24 protein-coding genes are annotated in these 24,052 nt (G+C 40.7%); 11 read left to right on the top strand and 13 right to left on the bottom strand.

Going from position 1 to position 24,052, the window contains the following annotated elements; genetic code table 11:
* Window positions 1-12 precede the first annotated feature (12 nt).
* From ACFPRA_RS14040 to ACFPRA_RS14030, 3 genes are all read right to left on the bottom strand, one after another.
* Window positions 13-1,569 (bottom strand): ATP-binding protein, encoded by a 1,557-nt coding sequence (locus ACFPRA_RS14040; RefSeq protein ID WP_381435817.1) that lies wholly within the window; start codon window positions 1,567-1,569, stop codon window positions 13-15.
* 39 nt (window positions 1,570-1,608) lie between these two features.
* Entirely contained in the window at window positions 1,609-2,802 is a 1,194-nt protein-coding gene (locus tag ACFPRA_RS14035) for a DUF4317 domain-containing protein (protein ID WP_381436436.1), read from the bottom strand.
* Between the two features lie 172 nt (window positions 2,803-2,974).
* Complete coding sequence (locus ACFPRA_RS14030; protein WP_381435815.1) at window positions 2,975-4,318, bottom strand: MFS transporter; 1,344 nt, start codon at window positions 4,316-4,318, stop codon at window positions 2,975-2,977.
* Window positions 4,319-4,696: 378 nt separating this feature from the next.
* Here ACFPRA_RS14030 and ACFPRA_RS14025 point away from each other — a divergent pair, with 378 nt between their 5' ends.
* The 6 genes from ACFPRA_RS14025 to ACFPRA_RS14000 all read left to right on the top strand — a co-directional run bounded on the left by ACFPRA_RS14025 (window position 4,697) and on the right by ACFPRA_RS14000 (window position 11,203).
* Window positions 4,697-5,413 (top strand): FadR/GntR family transcriptional regulator, encoded by a 717-nt coding sequence (locus ACFPRA_RS14025; RefSeq protein WP_381435812.1) that lies wholly within the window; start codon window positions 4,697-4,699, stop codon window positions 5,411-5,413.
* Between the two features lie 10 nt (window positions 5,414-5,423).
* Window positions 5,424-6,833, top strand: a complete 1,410-nt coding sequence (locus ACFPRA_RS14020) for an FAD-binding oxidoreductase (RefSeq protein WP_381435810.1) — start codon at window positions 5,424-5,426, stop codon at window positions 6,831-6,833.
* 1 nt (window position 6,834) lies between these two features.
* A complete protein-coding gene (locus ACFPRA_RS14015) occupies window positions 6,835-8,139 on the top strand; it encodes a (Fe-S)-binding protein (protein ID WP_381435807.1) in 1,305 nt (434 codons plus the stop codon).
* A gap of 74 nt (window positions 8,140-8,213) precedes the next feature.
* Window positions 8,214-8,372, top strand: coding sequence for a hypothetical protein (locus tag ACFPRA_RS14010; protein ID WP_381435804.1), 159 nt, complete (start codon window positions 8,214-8,216; stop codon window positions 8,370-8,372).
* Window positions 8,373-8,605: 233 nt separating this feature from the next.
* Window positions 8,606-10,021, top strand: a complete 1,416-nt coding sequence (locus tag ACFPRA_RS14005; protein WP_381435802.1) for a YfcC family protein — start codon at window positions 8,606-8,608, stop codon at window positions 10,019-10,021.
* A gap of 24 nt (window positions 10,022-10,045) precedes the next feature.
* On the top strand, window positions 10,046-11,203 hold the full coding sequence (locus tag ACFPRA_RS14000; RefSeq protein ID WP_381435799.1) for a M20 metallopeptidase family protein: 1,158 nt from the start codon (window positions 10,046-10,048) through the stop codon (window positions 11,201-11,203).
* An 86-nt stretch (window positions 11,204-11,289) separates the two neighbouring features.
* On the opposite strand, the gene ACFPRA_RS13995 is transcribed toward ACFPRA_RS14000, so the two are convergent.
* A complete protein-coding gene (locus tag ACFPRA_RS13995; protein WP_381435797.1) occupies window positions 11,290-11,568 on the bottom strand; it encodes a hypothetical protein in 279 nt (92 codons plus the stop codon).
* A 161-nt stretch (window positions 11,569-11,729) separates the two neighbouring features.
* On the opposite strand from ACFPRA_RS13995, the gene ACFPRA_RS13990 reads away from it, so the two are divergent.
* Both ACFPRA_RS13990 and ACFPRA_RS13985 read left to right on the top strand, forming a co-directional pair.
* Complete coding sequence (locus ACFPRA_RS13990) at window positions 11,730-11,852, top strand: hypothetical protein (RefSeq protein WP_255726657.1); 123 nt, start codon at window positions 11,730-11,732, stop codon at window positions 11,850-11,852.
* A 292-nt stretch (window positions 11,853-12,144) separates the two neighbouring features.
* Complete coding sequence (locus ACFPRA_RS13985; protein ID WP_381435794.1) at window positions 12,145-13,059, top strand: EamA family transporter; 915 nt, start codon at window positions 12,145-12,147, stop codon at window positions 13,057-13,059.
* A 36-nt stretch (window positions 13,060-13,095) separates the two neighbouring features.
* Here ACFPRA_RS13985 and ACFPRA_RS13980 read toward each other — a convergent pair whose 3' ends face one another.
* The 5 genes from ACFPRA_RS13980 to ACFPRA_RS13960 all read right to left on the bottom strand — a co-directional run bounded on the left by ACFPRA_RS13980 (window position 13,096) and on the right by ACFPRA_RS13960 (window position 17,676).
* Entirely contained in the window at window positions 13,096-13,479 is a 384-nt protein-coding gene (locus ACFPRA_RS13980; RefSeq protein WP_381435791.1) for a VOC family protein, read from the bottom strand.
* 58 nt (window positions 13,480-13,537) lie between these two features.
* The gene (paiA, locus tag ACFPRA_RS13975) at window positions 13,538-14,056 is read right to left on the bottom strand and encodes a spermidine/spermine N(1)-acetyltransferase (RefSeq protein WP_381436433.1); all 519 of its coding nucleotides are present in this window, start codon (window positions 14,054-14,056) and stop codon (window positions 13,538-13,540) included.
* Window positions 14,057-14,080: 24 nt separating this feature from the next.
* Window positions 14,081-14,533 carry a MarR family winged helix-turn-helix transcriptional regulator gene (locus ACFPRA_RS13970; protein ID WP_381436431.1) on the bottom strand — a complete coding sequence of 151 codons (453 nt, stop codon included), beginning with the start codon at window positions 14,531-14,533 and terminating at the stop codon, window positions 14,081-14,083.
* A gap of 262 nt (window positions 14,534-14,795) precedes the next feature.
* Window positions 14,796-15,980: a sodium/glutamate symporter gene (gene gltS / locus ACFPRA_RS13965; protein WP_381435789.1), complete on the bottom strand. Its 1,185-nt coding sequence runs from the start codon at window positions 15,978-15,980 to the stop codon at window positions 14,796-14,798.
* A 430-nt stretch (window positions 15,981-16,410) separates the two neighbouring features.
* Window positions 16,411-17,676, bottom strand: coding sequence for an OFA family MFS transporter (locus tag ACFPRA_RS13960; RefSeq protein WP_381435786.1), 1,266 nt, complete (start codon window positions 17,674-17,676; stop codon window positions 16,411-16,413).
* Between the two features lie 387 nt (window positions 17,677-18,063).
* Between ACFPRA_RS13960 and ACFPRA_RS13955 the strand changes: the two genes are divergently transcribed.
* Both ACFPRA_RS13955 and ACFPRA_RS13950 read left to right on the top strand, forming a co-directional pair.
* Window positions 18,064-18,690 carry a hypothetical protein gene (locus ACFPRA_RS13955; RefSeq protein ID WP_381436429.1) on the top strand — a complete coding sequence of 209 codons (627 nt, stop codon included), beginning with the start codon at window positions 18,064-18,066 and terminating at the stop codon, window positions 18,688-18,690.
* Between the two features lie 116 nt (window positions 18,691-18,806).
* Entirely contained in the window at window positions 18,807-19,769 is a 963-nt protein-coding gene (locus tag ACFPRA_RS13950; protein ID WP_381435784.1) for an aromatic acid exporter family protein, read from the top strand.
* 148 nt (window positions 19,770-19,917) lie between these two features.
* On the opposite strand, the gene ACFPRA_RS13945 is transcribed toward ACFPRA_RS13950, so the two are convergent.
* The gene (locus tag ACFPRA_RS13945; RefSeq protein ID WP_381435781.1) at window positions 19,918-21,207 is read right to left on the bottom strand and encodes a 2-hydroxycarboxylate transporter family protein; all 1,290 of its coding nucleotides are present in this window, start codon (window positions 21,205-21,207) and stop codon (window positions 19,918-19,920) included.
* A gap of 213 nt (window positions 21,208-21,420) precedes the next feature.
* Here ACFPRA_RS13945 and ACFPRA_RS13940 point away from each other — a divergent pair, with 213 nt between their 5' ends.
* A complete protein-coding gene (locus ACFPRA_RS13940) occupies window positions 21,421-22,404 on the top strand; it encodes a lactate/malate family dehydrogenase (protein ID WP_381435779.1) in 984 nt (327 codons plus the stop codon).
* 100 nt (window positions 22,405-22,504) lie between these two features.
* On the opposite strand, the gene ACFPRA_RS13935 is transcribed toward ACFPRA_RS13940, so the two are convergent.
* The 3 genes from ACFPRA_RS13935 to ACFPRA_RS13925 are packed head-to-tail and all read right to left on the bottom strand — an operon-like array spanning window position 22,505 to window position 23,992.
* Window positions 22,505-22,921, bottom strand: coding sequence for a carboxymuconolactone decarboxylase family protein (locus tag ACFPRA_RS13935; RefSeq protein WP_381435776.1), 417 nt, complete (start codon window positions 22,919-22,921; stop codon window positions 22,505-22,507).
* Window positions 22,922-22,939: 18 nt separating this feature from the next.
* A complete protein-coding gene (locus ACFPRA_RS13930) occupies window positions 22,940-23,422 on the bottom strand; it encodes a nucleoside deaminase (protein ID WP_381435774.1) in 483 nt (160 codons plus the stop codon).
* Window positions 23,423-23,473: 51 nt separating this feature from the next.
* Complete coding sequence (locus ACFPRA_RS13925) at window positions 23,474-23,992, bottom strand: TetR/AcrR family transcriptional regulator (protein WP_381435771.1); 519 nt, start codon at window positions 23,990-23,992, stop codon at window positions 23,474-23,476.
* Window positions 23,993-24,052 lie beyond the last annotated feature (60 nt).

Here is a 24,052-nt window from a genome sequence, read left to right as displayed (position 1 = left end):
CACCATAGTGATTTAGTAACTAAATTTCACAAAAAAAGTAGTGCCTGCAGGTCCTGTTTGCATCTCGATTTTCGCTTGGTGACGGGCGGCAATGGCATAACAGATGCCTAGTCCCAAACCTGTACCATGATCTTTCGTCGTGTAAAATGGGGTCCCTATTTTGTCTATGATTTCAGGACGGATTCCTTCTCCTTGATCTTGCACGGCAAGAACGACAAAATTTTCATCCTCTATATACGTGCGGATCGTCAGCACTTGTCCTTTACACATCGCGTCTAGTCCGTTGCGGTATAGATTGATGATCAGTTGCCTGATTTCATTGCGATTTAACAGCAACGCCGGGATATCATGCAGATCGAAGTAAACCGTTTTGTTTTGATTACCTGTATCGATCTCGATTAAAGGAGCGATATCATGAATAATTGAATTTAAATCGTACATTTGTAAATCGGATGTTTTAGTATTTCCTATGGAAAGAAATTCCGTAATGATCGAATTGGCACGATCCAGTTCTTCAATGAGCAGCTCAAAAAGATTGTTATGCTTTTCATATTGACCTTCTTGTCTTAATAACTGCAAAAAACCTCGTACTGTCGTCATAGGATTTCGAATCTCATGGCTAATGCCTGCTGCCATTTGCCCAATTAACTCCAAATTGGACAGCCTTTTCAATTCTTCCTCGAATTTCTTTTTTTCGGTGACGTTTTTTAAAAGGCAGCAAATTCCATCGTCATATGGGTAAACGATTACTTCATACCAATAATCATCGTAAACCGATTGCATGTCAAAATGGATCGCAACCCGCTCTGACATCGCGCGATGAAATTCTTTATACATCACGGTCCCTACATTCCTCGGCAATACCTCCCATATATTCTTGCCCAATACATCTTTCGCCGTGCGATTTTCAGGTAGGTACTGATGTTGATTGACGTAAGTAAATTCCCATTCTTTGTTCAGTGCAAAGAAGCCATCCGTAATACTTTCAATGACGCTAATGACCTTTTCATTGGCTGTCGCCAATTCCTTCGTCCGTTTTTCTACCATAAATTCCAGTTGCTCTAAATTATTGGCATTTCGCATAGCGACTGCCGCCATATTCACATACGCTTCAACACTTTGAATTTCCAATGGCGTTAAGTTCATCGCCGCGCCATGGTCAAATAAAAAAACGAGCCCAAATAACTCTTGCTCATACGAAATCGGCAACGCTAATAAGGAGTTGATTTTGAACGCTTCGACGGATCTCGGATCGGGGCGATGATCCTTGGAAGTGTCAGGAATATAAATCGTTTTTTTCGTTTCAACCACTTCTTTGGCCAGCAGGTCCCTATCCAAATCGATGACTTGCATGTCGAGCGTCTCGCCATTGATCACTTCTGGCTTCCCGACAAACCCTCTAAATGCCCCGTCTTTCTCAGGTAAATAAATTCCAACAGCATCGCATTGTACGATTTCTTCGGATATGGCTGTTGTCACATGCTGTAACACTTCACGCAGGTCTAACTTCGTATTGATGATTTTTGTTAGATTTGCAAGCCTAGAGTATCTCTTCTGTTCACTTAACATTCATATGGCCTCCCATCATAGGCTTGTTGATCGTTCCTGCTACTCTATTAATTCTTCCGGAAGCAGCGTAAATCCTTCAATCATCGTATCTTCTTCCACTTCGATCAATAGGCAGCGTTTGCCATTGACCGTGACTTGTCGCACGTATCTTAGGTCTTGTGGGCTAATAGTAATATTTGCCACTTTCGTTTCGATTTTGATGGACTTGGATGTGTAGCTTGGAACGACATGGCTTGCCTTCATTTCATAGGTTTTGTCCTCGATCACTTTCTGAAACGCTCTTTCCACTTTTGCCGTGTCCACGTCTTTCACGCCACTTGCCTTCAGAACCCGCTCCACTTCTTTCGTATCCAAAGTGGGAAGGCTTTCCTCTTCTTCCTCTTGCTCTTCATCCACCACTAACATGCTGTTGATCTCATCATAGACATTGGCAAGAGTTCTTGTATTTACTTCTTCCCCAACGACTTCTTTGACAATCTCCTCAAAGACGGCTTTGTCATCTTCAGCAGTCATGATCTCTTCACCATCCAATACATTCTCGATAAAATGGTAATTCGGCTTATTCGCTTTGCCTGCCGCATACAAAATATGATTGACGTCCGCTGCGTTATCCGTGAAGCAAGGGAACAAAAATCCGCCAATCGGAGATGTTAAATTGATAATCGGATCAATCAAATCATGCGCCTTATATTGCTTCTCGTTGAAATCAAAGACAAGGGACCGCTTCGGCAGATCGGTCTGGTTCACACTGCAGAGTATGAACGGGTTCTTGTACACTTCATCCCGATCGGCGACTTCCTCTTCCTCGCTATGCCTTTTCGTCGGTTTAAAATAATTCCCACGGATAAACGTCACAACAATGTCCTTTTCATATTGCACATCCTGCACCATCTTCTGCGCAATGCGCTGCATATTCGCTTTCCAATCTTCCACTTCATCCGTCTGCAAACCTTCGTATAAGAGCCGCTGGGTATGATCCGCTTGTTCCTCCGTTTGGCGCTGGAACTTCACTTCAAACAACTTTATATCCAGTTTTCCGCCTAACACTTTTTTGAAGTTGTTAAGGAACAGCTCCTGTTGCTCCCGTTCCAACATGGCAAACGGCTGACCTTCCTCATGATAAATCTCACTGCTCTCCTGTCGAATATACACTTTGTAAATATCAGCAATCTTCATCAAATCCGTCTCTACTTTAAATTGCTTACGAATTGCCGCAATGGCTTTTTTGTTCATTTCCACTTCCAACTCCCTGACAAATAGTATCATCTATATCTATTCAAAAATGCGTATGCTATACGTAAAAGAGAGTGTCCAAAGCGACGTTCAGCTTGGACACTCTCTTATTATATCAAGGATTACGATTTTCAAGTCTACATGTCGGTTGTTTTTCAATTCAAAAAAGTTTTTAAGATGGAATCGTTGTTCGAACTACTTTTGAACGAGTTCTTTTTTCTTGGATACTGTCACTTTTAATAAACAGGACCAATACAAAGCCAATCAGGAGCATTACACTGAGGAAAATTAATCCGGCTCCCGTAGATCCCGTGTATTCCTTCAAAAGCCCAATTGCATAAGGACCAAGAAAACCACCTAGATTTCCAATTGAGTTAATGAGAGCAATTCCCACAACCGTTGTAGAAGGCGCTAATAACATAGGTGGTAATGCGAAGAATGGTCCTTTAAAACAATACAATCCTGAAAGGGAAAGAGTGAGAAAGGCCATCGAAATAAACGGATTACCTGTTACCCCGGCTCCAATCAAAGCAATTGCCCCTATCGCTAGTGGAATCGCTGTATGCATCTTTCTTTCTCCGGTTCGATCAGAACGAACTGCCCAGTAATTCATGACGAGTGCCGCCACAATAAAAGGAATCGTTGAGATGAGACCGATTTGCGTATTGCTTAATGAGCCTGATAATTCTTTAATAATCTGAGGCATCCAATAGCCGATACCAAGACTTCCTGAAATGTAAACAAAATAAATGAAAGCCAAATGCCAAACTTTCTTATCAGTAAGTGCTTTTTTATGGCTCTTTTCTTCAATTCCTTTCTTTTTAGTAATTTCTTCTCTATCCTTCCGAATTTCTTCGGCAAGCCATGCCTTTTCTTCCTTAGAAAGCCATTTAGCTTCTTCAGGTTTATTGGTCAAATAGAAAAATGTAATAATCCCTAGAAGAACCGCTGGAAAGCCTTCAAGAACGAACATCCAGCGCCAGCCAGAAACACCAAACCAACTAATATTGTCCATAATCCATGTCGATAATGGTCCGCCTATGATATAAGAAACGGGAATAGCTGTCATAAACATAGCAATCGTTGTTGCAAGTTCTTTTTTTCTAAACCATGAGTTTAAGTAAAGAATAATCCCCGGGAAAAAACCGGCCTCAGCGATACCAAGTAAGAAACGGATAATATATAGATGCGTAGCATCTTGGGCAAAAGCCGTTGCAACGGATACGATTCCCCAAGTAATCAGAATCCGTGATATCCACACTCTTGACCCAAAACGTTGTAACAAGATATTACTAGGGACTTCAAATAAGAAATAGCCTATAAAGAAAATCCCTGTAACGAATCCAAATACTTCACTTGATATCCCAAGCGCTTTGTTCATATCTAAAGCTGCATAACCAATATTTGCACGATCTAAGTACGCGATAATATAAAGAATAAAAATAAAAGGTACGATACGTCTTGTTACTTTTTTTATCGTGCGCTTCTCTAAAGAAGCGCTATTTTGATTGTTCATGCTGTCCCCTCCCGGTTTGCAAATGACACCTAAGTAAATAGCTCATTCACTCAATAGATTTCTTACTTGAGAATTTAATTTTCCGGTAAATTAAATAAGTAAGGGCTTTCAAATTTGTTTTATAGAAAAGAGACGTCTACAAAGTGACTATGCGCGCTAACATCACAAATGGTAAACATCCTTTTACAAAACAAACTTGTAATACAACTTTTCATGAAATTGGTATTTTTTATTCGCGATTTTTATTATAAGTGTAGTTTTCATCATTGTAAATAGTATATTTTTAAATTTTTTAATTTTTCTATAGAAATTTGTATTACAACTTTATATAATGAATATAGATCAACGTATTTTTTCTTGCTAGAAAGGTCGTGTGGTATGTCAAGGAAAGAGAAAATTTCTCAAGTGATTTCAAGAGAATTATTACAACTAATCGAAAATGGGACCTACCCTCCAGGGACAAAACTTCCGACAGAAAAGGAATTAGCTACACAATTTGGGGTCAGTCGTGTACCGGTTCGAGAAGCGTTAAGCGTTCTCCGGGCAACAGGGGTCATCTCCTCCAAACAAGGCGGAGGAAGTTACGTGGAGGAAACAACAAGCAAAGCCCTTTTTCAGATGATTGAAATCAATAGTGATGATATCGAGACGATCAAATACTTATTTGAAATGAGAAAAGCATTGGAACCAGAGGCTGCCTTTCTCGCCGCAACTCGAAGAACACCAGAACAATTGGACAATATGAAAGAACTTTTACAGCGCCTTCAAAAAGAATCCGTAACCGAAGGAAAAAGCGGCATCGAAGCAGATATAGAATTTCATAGGAGTATTGTTCATGCGACGCATAATCCGATTATGATCCAAACAATTGAAAACCTTTCCATGCTCTATGAAAAAGCCTTAGCCATCACACTCCAGCCTAACGTCGAGCTGGATTATAAGCGAAAAAGTGTCTTTAAAGAGCATCAAAGGATCGTCGAAGCGATCGAACTTGAAGAACCAGAGCTGGCGAAAGTTCAATGTTTAATTCATTTAAGAAACGCTGAGAAAAAGTTGGGCCTATTTATCAAAGACTTTGTGGTCGAGCCAGATTAGGAGGAAATTCATGAAAGTACTTATACCCGATCATATTTCTGAAATCAAAAAAATCATCCAAACAGGCAGAGTGTTACTCGATGAAAGCGACCGTTACAGTTACGCATTCGATGCGTCGTTTGGCACCTATCTTCCCGACGCCGTCATTCAAACCAAAAATGTTCAGGAACTGGCCGCGCTTGTGAAGCTTGCCAATCAAGAAGGCATCCCGATTTATCCACGAGGACAAGCCACTTCTTTAAGTGGAGGTCCACTGCCTGTACAAGGAGGTATTGTCATTGACCTTTCCGTCATGGACGATGTACTGGAAGTCTATGAAGAAGACCTTGTGGCGGTTGTTTCTCCCGGCGTACTGACTGCCGCTATCCATAAGGCCGCCGAGGAAAAAGGATTGATGTACCCCCCGGATCCAAGCAGCTCACACGTTTCGACGATTGGCGGAAATTTGGCGGAGAATTCAGGTGGACCACGGGGATTAAAATACGGCGTCACAAAAGATTATGTCATCGGCCTTGAGGTAATAACACCAGAAGGAGACATCATTCAAACAGGCGGAAAAACAGTGAAAAATGTAACAGGTTATGATTTAACCAAACTGTTAGTCGGTTCAGAGGGCACATTAGGCATTATTACGAAAGCAACTCTTCGTCTTCTTCCAAAACCGTTAGGAACTGCCACGCTGATGGTTGTCTTTTCGACACTCGTAGACGCTGGAAAAGCGATTTCTAAAATCCTTTCTGCAGGTATTTTACCTTCCAAGATGGAGTTGATGGACCAGGCCTCTATCGTCGCTGTTGAAAACTATCAGCCAATGGGCCTCCCAACAGATGCTGAAGCAATCATTTTACTAGAATTAGACGGACATCCATTGGCGCTGAAAGAAGAAATACAGAGCGTTGAACAATTATGCTATTCTGTCGGTGCCACTAAGGTGCAAATCCCACAGAATGATGCTGAAAAAGAAGAAATTTGGAAAGCTCGAAAGTTGGTATCACCGGCTATTGTAAGGATTAAACCTACGAAAATTTCCGAGGACGCCACAGTACCGAGAAGTAAAATTCCCGAAATGTGTGAAAGGCTTCAACAGATTAAACAGACATACAATGTGGATTTAGTCGTCTTTGGTCACGCAGGCGATGGCAATCTTCACCCCAATATTATTTGCGACAAAAATGATGCAGAAGAGATGGCTCGAGTAGAAAAGGCTGTAGCTGAAATTTTCGCTGCCGCCGTTGAGCTTGGGGGGACTTTGTCAGGGGAGCACGGGATCGGTACGATGAAAGCTCCTTTTATGGAAATGGAGCTTGGAAAAGTTGGATTAGATATGATGAAAAGGATCAAACAAGCATGGGACCCAAACAACATTATGAATCCAGGCAAGATATTCCCTGAGCCTGGACAAAAATTGGAGTTGAAATAATATGAGCAGTACACTTGAACAATTAAGAAAAGAGTTCCAATATGACAAAACAAACAATTGTGTTCAATGTGGCTACTGTCTCCCTGTCTGCCCAACTTATTTAAGCATGGGCAAAGAAACACACTCCCCACGCGGTAGGATCAATCTGGTAAAAATGCTCGGAGAAGGTAAAATAACAGATGTATCCATCTTAGAAGAACCTTTTAATCTTTGTTTAGGATGCCGGGCATGTGAAACCGCTTGCCCGACAGGAGTGGAATATGGCTCCATTCTTGAATCGGCAAGAGCCGCATTAGTAAAAAGGAAAAAATTCTCCCGTCCTGTAAAACTCATTCGGAATACGATGTTCACAAAAATATTTCCAAGTAAAAGCATGATGCAGTTTATTGGAAACTCCTATTGGCTTTATGAAAAAACAGCCGTACAAAAGGTCGTCAGAAAATCAAATGCATTAAAGAAATTCCCATTCCATTTAGGGGAATTTGAAGCCATCATGCCTAAAGCGGTTTCACCTAAAAAGCGCTCTCAGTTTCAATCATTTGTAAAAGCCAAAGGAGAACACAAATACACAGTCGCATTTTTTACAGGCTGTATTATGGATGCCATGTTCCGTAAAATCAATGAGTTATCCATTCAACTATTAACCGAAGCGGGCTGTGATGTATACATTGCAGAAAAGCAAACTTGCTGCGGCGCTTTGCATGCACATTCAGGAGAAATGGACGATGCAAAAGGACTGGCCAAAAAAAATATCGCTGCTTTTGAAGACATCCAAGCGGATTATATCGTGAACAACTCAGGCGGATGCGGAGCGATGCTTTATGAATACGACCATCTTCTTAAAGAAGAACCGGAATGGGCAGAAAGAGCTGCCACCTTTTCCTCCAAATCAAAAGATATTAGCCAAATCCTTGTTGCATGTGGCATCCATCGGAATTTGGCACCTCGGAATCATGAAAGGGTCACTTACCAAAGATCATGCCATATGACCAATGTACAAAAGGTGACCAACGAACCGTTGGAGCTTATCACGAGTATACCGGGCATAGAATTTGTGGAGATGACAGATGCCAACATGTGCTGTGGCTCTGCCGGGATCTACAACCTCGTGAACTACGACGAATCGATGACCATACTTGATGAAAAGATGAAACATACAAAAGCAACAAAAGCCACTGTGATTATCACCACCAATCCAGGATGCCTTATCCAAATGAAACTAGGAGTTGAACGGGAAAATCTATCTCCGTCCGTTAAAGCCCTTCATCTTATTGAATACTTGGCGGAGGCAGTTGGCATTTCTTAAACATTTCTCGTCACAGCGAATTTGGCTTTTCAATAAAGGAAATTAAGCGATAACTGCAGAAACGAGGAATTCCTATGATGTGCGGATCAAAATGCTTCCTTGTGGAAATGGAACTGGGAGGGACAAAGCAAGTCACCGCAAGAAACTCAGTCGGCGCCCGAAAAGTCATTCGAGGGGAGTTCGGAGCGGGAGTGACGATTTTGTCGGTAAAAGAAGAGAAGCGGCATTCTTAATCTAAAATCTTCCCTAATCGCCACGATGTCTTCTGAATAAATGGCTATTCCATAAAGCATCATAAAACTTATGGGATAGCCTTTTTATTTTTGATTTTATACGCAGTTCCGATCATTATCATACTTCTGCCAACTCTAAAATCTCTTGCTTAAACTGAGTATATACCTTACAATCAATTGAATAAAAATACGCTACCTTTAACACTTTGTATCGTAATAAGGGAGTTTATAATATGCAACAAGACAAGCCAGAACATCAAGAGTTACCTAAAGAAAAGAAAGCTTTCGATATTAACGCTTTTGTCTTACTTTTCTTTGTCATTGTCATTTCCGTGATTTTGACATACATCATGCCAGCTGGTGAATATGAACGAATCGAAAAAGATGGTCGGACAATTGTTGTCCCTGATTCATTCGAGCTAATCGAGCAGTCTCCAGTCGGCTTCTTTCATGTTTTTACAAGCATTCACGGAGGCATGATCAATGGTGCCGGGATTATTTTCTTTGTTCTAATCGTTGGCGGTGCTTTTGGGATATTAAAAGCAACAGGTGCCTTGGATGCATTGATTGGAAGTATAACAAGTAAGCTTGCCAATAAAGAATTATTGCTCATCCCTGCGATTATGCTATTTTTTGCGGTAGCTGGTACATTGATGGGATTGGCCGAAGAAACCATTGTTTATATTGCCATCATTACCCCATTGGCGATTGCATTAGGATTAGATGCCATTGTTGGGTATGCCATTGTGTCACTTGGTGCAACGATAGGATTTATGAGTGCCGTGCTGAATCCATTTAATGTAGGGGTTGCACAAAGTATAGCCGAATTGCCTACATTTTCAGGCATGGGGCTCAGATTGATTCTATTCGTTACGCTTTACATTGCCGGCGTTCTGTACGTTTACCGCTATGCTAAAAAAGTGAAAGCTAACCCTGAGCTTAAGTTTTTAGGAAATTATCAAGAAGGAACACAAGTTGAATTCCAAACCCATACAAAGCTATCCACTCGCCATAAGTGGGTGCTGATTACTTTTTTATTCAACTTTGTCTTTTTGATTATTGGTGTCGTTAAATTTGGATGGTATATCACCGAAATTGCGGCCTTGTTCCTACTCTTTGGCATTCTGATCGGGATTGTGGGTAAACTAAAACCGAATGAAATTGCAGATCGCTTCATCGATGGAACAAAAGAAGTCATCAGCGGTGCGCTCATCATTGGTTTTGCGCAGGCCATTCTAATTGTGTTTCAGGATGGAAAACTGGTTGATTCTATTTTATATTTCTCTTCCTCTTTTCTCAGTCAGCTTTCACCAATACTGAACGCAATTGGCATGTTTTTCTTACAGCTTTTCCTGAATTTTCTTGTCCCATCAGGAAGTGGGCAAGCTGCGCTCACGATGCCGATCATGGCACCTTTGGCCGATCTCGTTGGCGTGACAAGACAGACTGCAGTACTCGCATTCCAACTCGGGGACGGCATATCCAATTCCCTTTTCCCGACGTCCGGTGTATTGCTTGCCGGACTTGCAGTTGCAGGTATTCCTTTTACAAAATGGATTAAATGGGTGCTCCCTTTTATATTCATTCAAATCGCGATCAGTATTGTTTTCCTAATTGTTGCCCAAGCCATTCAATATGGTCCTTTTTAAAAAATGTTTTTCGGAGGCTTTACGATGTTTCAAACAAAACTTGTAGATACAGATTTAATCGCCTGGACAATTGAGCAGCGCAGGCATTTCCATATGCATCCTGAACTGTCAGGACAAGAATATGAAACGGCTGCTTACGTAAAAGAAAAACTAGCCGAATTCGGTATCCCTGTAGATCAAAAATATTCCGCGCCAAATGTTATTGCTAATTTTAAAGGCACTGAAGGAAATAAAACCATCGCACTTAGAGCAGATATGGATGCCCTTCCCCTCCATGAAGAAGGAGACAAGCCTTATCTGTCAACCGTTCCAGGCGTCATGCACGGTTGCGGCCATGACGGGCACACTGCGACTTTACTGGCGGTGGCCAAATGGATGAGCATGCATCCACAAGCCGTCAAAAACAATATCGTTTTTATCTTCCAAAGTTCTGAAGAAGCATCACCTAGCGGGGCTAAACAGTTGGTCAAAGAAGGGATTTTAGACGGGGTCGACGCCATCTATGGCATCCATTATATGTCGGATGTCCCGCTTGGCAAAATCGGGTTTGCAACAGGCTACGCCATGGCCTCCAGTGATGACTTTGACATCACGATTGAAGGCAAAGGCGGGCACGCAGGCTATCCACATGATTCCGTTGACCCGATCTATATCGCAACTCATCTAATCCAGGCATTCCAATCCATTGTCAGCCGTAATTTAAATCCTTTACATGCAGGCGTCATTTCTTTTGGAGGCATGCAAGCCGGCAATTCCTATAACGTCATTCCTCATTCAGTGACGATGCAAGGAACCATTCGTGCATTGACGTTCGAAGGAGCCGAACTCATGAACGAAAAAACAGCACAACTCACCGAATCCATTTGTGCAAGCTTTGGGGCAAAAGGTCATTATCACTTTATCGAAGGCACACCGCCGCTCTACAATCACCCTGAAGCATGCGAATTTGCCAAAGGGATCATCCAGCAAACTTTCGGTGAAGATGTATTCATGCCGTTAAATCCAGTCATGGGTGCAGAAGACTATGCCTATTATTTAAAAGAAAAAACAGGGGCATTCATCAACGTCGGTATGCAAAGTGAAATAAGCGCATACCCTCACCATCATCCAAAGTTTGATCTGGATGAAAAAGCCATCCCAGCCGGCATTGAACTTATGATTCAATTGGCTTTGAATGCGTGAAAACGAAAACAGGAGAACGCCGAGTCTATAAGGCGTTCTCCTGTTTTTTTTGATTGAGTGGCGGTACTGCTGGGGACTGTTCTCGCTTATTGCTCCTCCACAATTCGATTGACTTCGTTCAATTGTTGCCGCATTGAGTCTAACTGTTCCTTGTTTAGTTGAATATTCTCCACTTGCTCACCGTGTTGTTCTGCATTCAAAAATGCCTTTTCCGCACGTGCGATGGAGTTGAACGCATGCTCGACCGCCATCTCTTCCGGATGTGACATTGCTTGCTTTACTGAACGGTTTGCCTTTTCGACAGAGTTACTTAAAAAAGTGTTCGGACTATCCTTTTTCCAACTCGTTTCTGAACGCTTCGCCATGTATGCCTCTTCCCTTTCTGTAAATAAGATAAGTTACGGCGAGCTTAGTATTGTAAAATATCCTGAAAGTATGCGCAGACTGCCGTCCATTTGCCGTCAAATGTTTAGAAACAACTGAGAAGTGGTATACATAGAAAGTAATTTTCAAAGGAGGTAACCAAATGACAAGACAATGGAACTTTATTATCGGCAAAAAACTGATCACCATTTATGACAAGGATGAGCACTTAGCTGAAAAAAAGGCCTATGCTTTATACAAGGAACTTCAGAATGAAGTAAGCTAAAAACACCAGCCGTTTGAGGGGCTGGTGTTTTTTATTTAAATTAAAATTTCAAGACTATTCACGCATGAAAAAGTTCCTTATAATGAAGTTTGATAGTCCTGTCCAAATCCCTAATGAAAAAAATTTACATACATATTGAAATCGATGCAATCAGCACGGCTCAACTTTTAAAAAGATGAAGGCAGGCGTCCAAATAATAACCAATCTGACGATATGTGAAATTATTTATCCAACGTTACGAACTCATCCTATAATTATCTCGTCAGGAATTGGTAGCACGGAGGTCTTTTTAATGAAATTAAATAAAGGTATTTTACTTGTATTAATAGGCGCTTCTTTTTTTGGCTTTACACCGATATTTGCAAAATTAGGCTTTAGCTACGGCTATTCACTTGGACAAATCAATATCGTTCAAATGATCATCTCGTTTGTTTTATTATGGTCTTTAGCGCTCATTAAGCGCTCCCGTTTCGATGGGCTAACGAAGAAAAATGTACTTCAAATTATGATGACCGGTTGTTTTGTCGGTTTAACCAGTATTTTTTATTATGGTTCGCTACAATATTTACCTGCTTCATTGGCCATTATTTTATTGTTCCAATTTGTGTGGATCGGCATTCTGTTGGAATGGATTTTTAATAAAATTAAACCTGCGCCGATCACCGTATTGTCCATCCTACTCATATTAGTGGGGGTCTTTTTTTCTTCAAATATTTTAAATGGAGAAATCCAAGGTCTGCCTCTGAAAGGAATCATTTTTGGGATTTTATCCGCATTCACGTATGCAGGATTTATTTTTTTTAGTGGAAAAGTCGCTGTCAACGTGAATCCATGGATTCGAAGTTCGTTCATGGCAACGGGGTCGACCATTTTAGTGCTGATCCTATTCATACGCGATATCCCGTCTGTACTTCCTTTAGAGAATACGTTGTTAACGACTGCGATGGGGGTATCGCTATTTGGGGCAGTGCTTCCTCCCTTATTTTTCGCAGCAGGTGCACCTTTAATTTCGGGTGGAATCGCCAACATATTAACATCCATTGAATTACCGATCGCTATCGTTTCGGCTAGCATCATTTTGTCGGAAACGGTAACGCCTCTGCAGTGGTTCGGCACCGCCATTATACTTGCGGCGATTGCCTTTAATGAAGTCGGTTCAAATCTTTTCCGAATACGAAGGCATTCCAATCCCTCAACCAAAACATAAGCCATCACGTCCACGCGTGATGGCTTTATTGATCGGTTACTGTTGCGCGATTTGAATCAGGTTGCCACATGTATCGTCGAAGATTGCCAGTGTCATTTCGCCCATTGTTGTTGGCTCCATTGTAAACTTCACACCGAGTTCCCGTAATCGTTTATACTCTGCTTGAATATCCGCCACGCCAAACATCGTTGCGGGGATGCCTTCGGAAAATATCTTCTGTTGATACTCCTTGGCGGCTGGGTGTTGATTCGGTTCAAGCAATAGCTCAGTCCCATCCGGATCATCTGGAGATACAAGCGTGATCCATCTAAATTCTCCCATAGGAATGTCATGCTTTTTAACGAAGCGTAACGTTTTCGAATAAAATTCCAATGCCTTGTCCTGATCGTCTACGAATAGACTCGTCACAATGATTTTCATACTGCTTTTCCTCCTCATCAAACTGGCGTTGCATTACAGGCTTCACCATTCAAACAAATTATATGAGTTCTTTAGTCATTATAAAATCTATTTGTTCTTCATCCCCCATATAAAAAGAGTGCGCTCCCGTTTGAACAAACCCCATTTTCTCATAAAACGCAATGGCATTTTCATTTTTTTCCCACACGCCTAACCATATCTTTTTCTTATTACTTTCCACCGCAATTTCCAGTACTTTATGGAGTAGATATTTGCCAAGCCCATGTTTTTGAAACGCGCTCTTTATATAAATTCTTTCGATTTCAAATGACTCATCGCCCATTTCTTCGGACTGCGCATCCTCCATATTAACCTTTAAGTAACCGGCCAATTCATTATTAACATAAACAAAAAAGAATTGCGAAGCAGTCGTTAATAATTCCTTTTCTAATTGTTTGAAGTCAAATGCCCTTTCCAAATAAGCCTTCATATTTTCGGGTGAATTTTGATGCTTAAATGTCTCATCGAAAGTTTCATAACTAATTTTCTGTAGGTCTGGCAAATCTTCGAGAGTACACTTTTTTATCGTTATCGTCATGTTATACACCGCTCCTTCAACCGTTCAATAATCTCGCTTGTTCCCCTTTTTCACGTGTTCCCAGTCTTTTTCAACATTCTTTCTGACTCTTTGCAGCAGATGAAAAACGGTTTCGATTTCACTTTCAGAAAACCCTTCTAATGCCACGCTATTGGAATAATCATTTTCTCTCTTGATATAGGGATAAATATTTTCCCCTTTCTCTGTTGCAAAGAGTTTCTTAATTTTTTTATTGTGTTCATCCTCTCTCTTTTCAATCAACCCATTCCTTTCAAGTTTTTTAATCGCATGAGCTGTTGTTGTCCGATCTACTTTGATCATCTCAGCTAACTTTCCTTGAATGATGCCTGGGTTTTCACATATTCGCACAAGGTATAAATACTGCCCTTTTGTCAGATCATATTCTTGAAATTCTATATTACTGATCGAATCCAATGCCCTCGCTATCATTCCAATTTCACGTAGTATTTCCTTCATAAGCGCATCTCCACCCATTTTCTATATTCACAAATACTTATTGATTATTATAAACCTTTTTGTTGTATTTACAACAAAAAGTAACCATAAAAATCTATGGAATTGGTCGTGTAAAACGGCTATTAAAGAGCAGCCCGAGTCAATTCCACCCCCACACCCTCATCCTTTCCTATACAAAAAGCTTCCAGCCGATAGACAAGGGCTAGAAGCTTTTTTGTATTATATCGTAGATTGTTCTTCTGGAAACAGTCATTCCAGTAACTCACTTAAACAAGTTGATGGTCGCGATAATGATTGGCGCGCTAAATACAACGTCAATCAGAAATGCACCGACAATTGGCACGACCAAGAACGCCGTGCGGGAAGGACCATACTTGCTCACCGTTGCTGACATGTTCGCCATTGCGTTCGGTGTTGCACCCAGCCCATGACCTAAGAATCCGGAGATCATGACAGCCGCATCGTAGTCCTTGCCAAGCATTCTGAACATCACAAAGATGGCATACAAGACGATGACAATCACTTGAATGAGTATAATGCCGATGAGCGGTAGGGCGAGATCTGCGACTTCCCACAGCTTGATGCTCATCAGTGCCATCGAGAGAAAGATCGCAAGGGAAACGTCACCGATTAAGTTAATTTCCTTCATGTTCACCGTGCCCTTTATAAATCGGTCGGCAAGATTCCGGACAATGACCGCCACGAACATCGCCCCGATATAGGACGGCAGGACGAAGCCGGTCACATTCGTAAACAAATCACCAAGATACGTTCCCACTGCCATGGAGAACGTGATGAGGGCGACCTGGATCATGAACGAACGCTCTTGAATCGGCTTCTCATCTTTCTCTACATACTCCTCTATTTCACCCGATGCCGGCTTTAAGTCGTGTTTCTTAATCAGATACCGCGCAACTGGGCCGCCCGTAAGGCTACCGCAAATTAGACCAAGTGTGGCAGCAGCCATGCCTATCGTCAAAGCTGAGGAAACGCCCAAGCCTTCAATCGTCTGTCCATATGCTGCAGCACCGCCATGTCCTCCGTTCATCGAAACTGCTCCGGCCATGACACCCAACAGTGGGTCAATTCCAAACAATTGAGCAAACGAAACGCCAATGACGTTCTGTAAGAACACCGTGACGCCACACAAAAGCAAGTAGATGACTAAGAGCTTCCCACCCAGTTTGATGAGCTTGAAGCTTGCCCCTAGGCCAACCGTCGTAAAGAAGGCGATCATGAACAGCGACTGCAAAGATGTATCCAATGTAATCTCGACAATCCCCGTCGTTTTCAACACGAGCGCTAAAATGGCAAATATCAAACCGCCGACGACAGGCGCCGGTATCAGGAACCGGTTAAGGAATCCGATCCGGTTTACTAATGCCATTCCCAGCAGATAGAGAGCTACTGCAAGGAACAAAGTTGTAATCTGGTTGAGTTCAATCATATATCTTCACCTTTCTAAAAAACCTTTACCACTTCATTAATGAAGTTCCCCTCAGACGAACCGTTCAACCTTTTTTCATCAAGATCTTGGCTCACCTTAAAATAATAACGGTGCACAAGGAAACTATTCTCATACTCCAACAATAAAGCCTAGTATCGACACGGTAAAAATTCGATATATCTTAGTAAACGCTTTCATGACTAGTAAACAATGTTATCTTTTCATTTTAAGGGAGACTTACTAAATCCGACAAAATCCGACATTTCCAGTTATATTTTTAAAAAACTGTGAATTTTACTCTTTTGTTCAACTTGATTTGATAATTTACATAATACAAAAGACTAAACCACCTAAATCGTTATCTTATCAACGTTCTAGGTGGTCTTCATTACCTACAGATTGCATCTAAATAAGAGTGGGATTTCTACTTTTATTTTACAATGACTTCATTCGCTACCATTTCTTCACTTTCCAAGTTTACTGGATCAGGTTTAACAACGAACTGACTAATTAAACTAGCAATCATGAAGAAAGCCATAATGACATATAACATCATGTCATACGATTGTGTCTTTTCGAGAATAAACGCACTAAGCTGGTTGCCTGTCAGTCCTGCGAATGCCCAAGCAGACAAAGCTAACCCATGTACAGTCGAAATACTATTTAAACTGAAGCGGTCAGCCAATAATGGCGGTAAAGAAGAAAAACCTCCACCGTACCCTGCATTGACGACGCAAAGTAAAAGGATAATCAGAATCGCGCTGGAGTTATTAATTCCATCAAGCACAACGGTTAATAGAAGAGCTGTAATCGATGAGATGAAAATGATTTTATAGATGGAATTACGGTCTTGTAATCGGTCGCCCCATGAAGAGAAAAGGATGCGGCCGCCGGCATTAAAAACAGCGGTCAACGAACTGACTAAACCGATCGCCCCAAACCCAATGAACGCTAAAATACCTTTTTCTTGGGATATTAAAGCCAATCCGCATGTAATATTAATATAAAACATCAGCCAAATGCCGATAAATGTTTTATTAGTTAACACCTTTCTATAACTGAAGCTCGTGCTTTGTACACTTTCTTCTTCATACCCGGCTGGCTTCTTTAATAACAAATGCCCAATCAACATCATCACCAAATAGATACCTGCTAACAGATAAAACATGGTATAGATATTTGTTGCGTTTACTAAATTTCCATCATTATTTCTTGCTCCAAGTAGGGATTCCATTAAGGGACTGGCAATTACCTTCGCTAAGCCGAAACCCGCAACAGCAAAGCCGGTTGCCAACCCTTTTTGCTTCCCAAACCAAAGCATCAATGTTTTAACCGGTGTTAAATAACCGATCCCCAGTCCAATCCCCATCACAATCCCATAGGAAATATAAATACCGATCAATGACTTTTGATAAATAAAGAAGCCCGTTCCTGCCATCCCAACGACAAAAAATAAAGCCGCCAGCTGGGAGGACTTCTGAATATCTTTCTCAACAAATCTTCCGCCAAAAGCCGCAGACATACCAAGGACAAAAATAGCTAAACTAAATGCCCACTCTACTTCACCAATTGGTTTTCCGATGTAAGAGGCAATATCGTTCTTGAACAATGACCAACAATAAACTGTACCAATACTACAGTGAATGAATAACGCCGGAATGACAGCACGTATCCACTTATTCTCTAATTTTCTCACGTGATAACTCCTTTTTCATATTCAATCCGAATTAGAAATACGAACGTTAAAATAAATAATTAATATATAGTTCGATTTTAAATCAAACAAGAACATAATTCTAGTCATTTTTTAAATTAATCATCCCATTCACGAAAATTAATAAAATCACACTATATCATCCTTGCACATAAAAGCATAGGAATATTGAATGATAAATATATGATAAAGGCCAAAAACCCTCTCTTTGATTAACGAGAGGGTTTTTGACCTGTACTTTTCGCATATAATCACTATCATACAAAACTGAAAGTTGTTCACTAACTTACGATACCTAACGGCTATGTCCAATCTCACTTATTCCTTTTCCATATACTAAAAAAAGGAGGTGAGAAAGTGAATAATGATATGTATAACTCTTCACGCAGGGATGAAACAAAAATAGGATCAGCACACCAAGAATGTATAGACCGTGCTTATCGTGTTCCTATATTTTTAAGTACGACAACGCATTTAAATGATAAGCAACGAAGGTTTCTCAACCGGCTCATTTTAGAAATTGAGAATGCATTGCTTTTTCCGCGTACATTGCCTTTAAGTGAAAGTTATCCCGAAGCTATTTTAACGGATATTCGTCGCTTAGTTTCTTCAAGCTATGGGATGTTGGCCGTAAACCTTCGCCGTTTTAAAGTTCAGACCGTTGAGCTTAATGAACAAACTACCCCGCCAACACCTTTACCAACAACTCCCGTCTGGCAAGGGTCCGTTTATTCACAAGTGGAACCTTCAATGGCTTATCAATTCGGCCTCCCCTTATTATTAGTAAGGGAAGAAGATACTGACGCAAATAATGGCATTTGGGCAGGCGGCATTGCTCCACTCAACCTCTTTATCGTTTGGCATTCCGATACGCAAACGGTCGATCAATTTTTTAAAACGCCTGAATGGAGATCCGCCTTTGCCAATTGGTGTGCACAAGTAAGAAATGCCTTTTATATTCAGACTGAGCCTACTTTCAAGTATAGATGTGACTGATAAACCAGCACTTCGGCATACGAAGCCAAGGAACCTGCCCGCGGCTTTCACGTTCCCCTGATTTTCCATAGGAACTTGGTTATAATGAAAGTATAAAAAATAACAGGGTGATACTTATGGTTGGAATGGGATATCGGACAATTAAGACTGCAATCGGGGCAGGGTTGGCAATTTGGATTACGAGTTTATTTGACATGGAGTTTGGATCATTTGCAGCCATCATCGTCATTATGTGTATTGAGAAGACAAAGAAAAAGACCTTACTCTCCATCCAGAAGAAATTTTTTGCCTCTCTATTATCTTTACTACTTGGCTCCGTCTGTTTTGAAGTATTAGGCTATCATCCCATTATCTTAACGCTCTTCATCCTATTGCTTGTCCCAGCCCTTGTAAAATTACGTATTCAGGAAGGTCTTGTGACAAGTATCGTTGTCATTTTGCATATTTACGCAGTGAAGGAAGCCAACTTAGCAAACTTATTGAATGAACTCTATATCATTTTCATTGGAATCGGAATCGCCTTACTCGTAAACAGCATTATGCCGAGCTTTAAGAAAGAAATTGAAAAGTACAAAATAGAAATTGAACATAAATTTAGCGTTATCCTACACCAATTCTCTACATTCCTTAAGGATAATGAGCAACAGTGGGACGGAAAAGAGTTAGTCGAAGTAGAAAATATCCTGAATCAGGCTAAAAATATTGCGATACAAGATGTGGAAAATCATCTGTTACGAAAGGAAAATAAAGATTATTATTATCTCGAAATGCGAGAGGATCAACTGAAAATCCTAAAACAGATGGCAGTCATCCTCAGCATTATTTCTTCGTCAGCGTTAGATGTCAAACAAAAAGGAATGCTCGCTAATATCTTTCTGGATATCAGTCAACATGTGGATTCAGGAGATACTACCATTGCATTGCAGCAATTAGAGGAGTACGAAGAGTCCATACGTGAAACAGAATTACCGAAGACAAGGGAAGAATTTGAAATTAGAGCCAATCTCTATTATTTAAATTTCGAGATTAAGAACTACTTAATTATTAAGAAGAATATTTTTAAAAGAAGTAAACGGTAGGTCCAGAGGTTGGTCAACTGGAACAGGTTTCTCGGCTTAATAAGCTAGGAAATCTGTCCCCGTGGTTATTTAAGAGGCAAAACACAAAAAATAACAACGAACTTATTACTTCAAGTTCGTTGTTATTTTAAAGTGAGAATACCCTCATTTAAAGCAAGTTCGCAAAAAAGTCTGCCAAGAGTAAAATCAGCGATGCTCCTAACGTGGAGGCAATTTGACAAAATGCCATTAATTCCATTCTTCTAGCCGCGGCCAGAACGGAAACATCACCAGTGCCTCCCATACTAATCATGCCTAATCCTGCTGTAATTGAAGCTTCAATCGGATAAATACCCACTAACTTGCCAATAAAACCGGTCATCAACATCACGCCAATGACGGTAATTCCAACAATAAGAACGAATTCAAAGGTAAACGCCTCAATGATCACATTAAGATCAGTAAATGTAATTCCAATCCCAACTAATAATGCATATGTCCAGTTTTTCAAGACGAAGTGAAACCATGAAATTGCTGCATCTACCAAAAATTTAGGAAGAATGTTTGTTATTTTAAAAATCGCAAGCATAAGGATCATCAATGCAAAAGGATGAAGTGGAATAAGTTTTCCTAACAAGGTAGCGATGGTTAAAAACAGTAATCCAGCAATCAAGCCGATTCCTAACTGGCTGATACTGTAATCCGTTTCTTTCTGTTTTTCGTATTGAAACCCCGGGATCATTACCCCGTTACCCGTTAACTTCGGAAATTTGTTTCCAAGGCCGTTTAATACACTCGCAAGTACAATCGCAAATAAATTACCTAAAGCAATTGCTGGAACGAGAAGCGAAATATAATAACTTGGATCATTGCCTAAAACATCGGAATATAATTGAGACATCGGTACTCCGCCCAACCCCATACCGCCACCCATTAGCGGGAGCACAATAATGAGAACCGTTTGGATAAAGCCGTCCCCAATTAATAAGCCCATGGTTCCCCCGATGACGATTGCAGTTGCTACCCCCGCAAGCAAAGGAATCGCAAAGCGGGTTCCTGCTTTCATCAAAACTTTTGAATCTATGCTAAGAATACTACCCGTTATTAATCCAGCAATATATAAATTTAAAAAACCGCCCACTTGCATGAAATCGGCAATCATGGACGTCGTTTCCTCGGGCATCCAGTTCATATGCTTCAAGAAAGCAGAGCCAAAAATAGCTACAATTGCTCCCCCGCCAAGGTAACTTCGTAAAATCGGCGTTCGATCGCCAATCCAGCCAAAAAATTCCCCAAGAACCATCATTATCAGGAGAGCCCCAACTATTCCCGCTGGTAAATTTCCTGTGTACATGGCAAATAGTGTAATGACAACAATCAGCAAAAACCATCCGATTGGAATATTAAAAATCGTTAATTTCGTGTTGTTCATTTTTTCTAACTCTTCTCGATGTGACATTTTTCTCCTCTTCTCTTCTAGGCTACGCTAAACTCATATAATTCATAATTTTAATATAGTATAATAATAGGGTCAATTTAAAGGAATATTTAAATTATTGCATATTATTTGTTTCCTTCGCGGATCATAGACATTTAATTTTAAACCGTTAAAATTATCTTAAGAAACATTTTATGGTGAACGTAGATAGTATTGGATGACGAGGAGGAAAAAATGAAGAATAATAAACTTGCAATTATTGGCGTCGGACATGTTGGTTCTTATGTACTCGCCGACGCTATGAAAACGGAGCTTTTTTCTGAGATTGTTGTAATTGATAAAGATAAAGATGTAGCTTTTGGAGAAGCCCTTGATCAGGCCCATGCAACAGCCCTGACCTATATGTCTAACACGAATGTGTATGCTGGTGATTATCAGGATGTAAAAGACGCAGATATCATTATTATTGCAGCGGGACCAAGTGTCATCATCACTGATAAAAATGCAAAACCGGACAGGGCGTTACTTGCAGAAGTAAATGCGGAAGTCATACGTGAAGTCATGGAGGGTATTACAACATACACGAAAGATGCCATTATCATTTTAATCACAAATCCATTGGATACGATTGTTTATATTGCTGAAAATGAATTTGGGTATCCAAAGGGGCGTCTATTCGGAACGGGGACAATGCTTGATTCCGCCCGTTTACGCCATGCGGTAGCATCTAATTATAATATCGATCCCAAAAGTGTCACAGGTTATATGATGGGAGAACATGGAATGACTGCATTCCCGGTCTTCAGCCGTTTAAACGTTCAAGGCTTCGGGGAAAAAGAATTGGACATCCATTTTCAGGGGAAAGAGGCACTCAATCGAGAGGTATTTGGACAAAAAGTTGTAGATACTGCTTATGATGTGATTACAAGTAAAGGATGGACCAATGCAGCCATTGCCCAAGCTGCAATTACGTTAGCGAAGGCGGTTCTATTGGATGAACGAAGTGTTTATCCAGTCTGTACTACACTAAATGGTCAGTACGGCTATGAAGGAGATGTTGCATTAAGCATGCCATGCATTATTGGTAAAAATGGTGTAGAACAGCAACTAGAAATTGAGTTAGATGAAGAAGAAATAGAGCTATTACACAAATCTGCTCAATATATACAAGAAACAATGAGAATAGCGGGAACTGGAAAAGATAAAAGAGTGGAATAATAGCCTGCCGAATTCTAAGTTGAAGAAGAAAGAACATAGGGAAAGGTCCATTCACGCGATGAACCTTTCCCTATGTCCACTGCAAAAAACTTCATCAGATCTACATTTTCTCATCAGGTGTTGTCACTTTTACACCTTGTTCTGCAAATACTTTTTGAGCAGCTTTTAAGGCATTTAGAACACTTGGGAATCCTGTATACGGGATGAGGTGCATGATGCAACCTACAATCTCTTCTGGTTTTAATCCAACACTAAGCCCAGTCTTGATATGCATCTCAATCTGCGGTTTTCCTTGGGCGACAAGGGCTGTAATGGTTGTAAGAACTTTTTGCTTGTTATCCAATCCCGGACGTGAATAAATGTCGCCAAAAGCAAATTCAACAACATATTTGCTTAGATCAGGCGCAATATCTTTCAATCCTTCTCCAATGTCCATGAAGCCAGTCGGATTTTCATCACTAGATGATGTAAGTTCCTTTATCTTCTCTAAACCTTGTTGATAACGATCTTTTGCCATTTTAAAATCCTCCTTGTTTTAACGTCCCCTTGTATGAAATTGTCGATGAAGTTGATATACATGCTCCGCCAGCTCAGGAACGGGGCCATCTATTATGGTATCACGAATAACATCTTGAATGGGAAGGTTCCGAACGCGCGATGGAGCAACTCCCATTTCACTCAACCATTGCACTAACTGTTCGGACGAACTTGCATAAACGATCCGACCTAATCCCGCCCAACCGTGAGCCGCAGCGCACATAGGGCAATGTTCCCCAGAGGTATATACAGTTGCCTTGCTTCTTTCTTCAGGCTCCATGTTAGTCGCTGCCCATCGTGCTATCGCAAATTCCGGGTGTTGGGTATGATCACCACCTGCCACATGGTTATGATCTTCAAAGAGCACCTCTCCATTGGCTGAAACCAGTACAGAACCAAATGGCTCGTCGCCTTTCTCCAGAGCAGTTTTTGCTAATTCAACACTACGTCGCAAGTGCTTCAAATCTGTATCATTTATCATATTTGAATCCTCCTTGTTTGTACTAAAATTTGAGACGCACAAGCACCTATTTCATTCTTCAAGAACAATCGCCTCTTTAAACATCTTGCTTTGTAGATACGATAATTTTTTCGCCATCACTTTAGGGGAATCCTTGAAATCCTGCTGAATCCAATACATAAAGAAGCCGAGGGTTCCATATGTCAAGAAATGGTTTAATGCAGGAATTTCAATTTCAGTTGCCTCACCTAGTCTTAGCTCGGTGCTAGATACTTGTACTAGGCATTCACAAAATTGATTTTGCGATCCTGGGACAACTTCTCCTTTTAGAATGAGTGAAAAAACAAATTTGTTTTGGTAGATAAATTCAAAAAGAGGGAGATGTCGATGCTCATCATCTGACGAAAAGCGCTCTAAATTTTGGTAGCCTTTTCGAAAGTAAGTAATTAAATCATTTAAATAATCATCAAATATCGCAGCTAATAAAGCGTGTAAATCCCTATAATGCGAATAAAAGGTGACGCGATTACATTGAGCATATTGCGCTACCTCCGTAATGGAGACCTCGTTTAACTCCTTTTCTTTCAACAATTCCAATAACGCATGCTTTAACTTTTTTTGCGTCCTCATGGTCCGTCGGTCTTCGTTTTT

This window comes from Sporosarcina soli, assembly GCF_042655805.1.
Taxonomy (GTDB): Bacteria; Bacillota; Bacilli; order Bacillales_A; family Planococcaceae; genus Sporosarcina; species Sporosarcina soli.
Note: the sequence above shows the minus strand (reverse complement) of the source record. Positions and strands in the feature narration are given on the sequence as shown.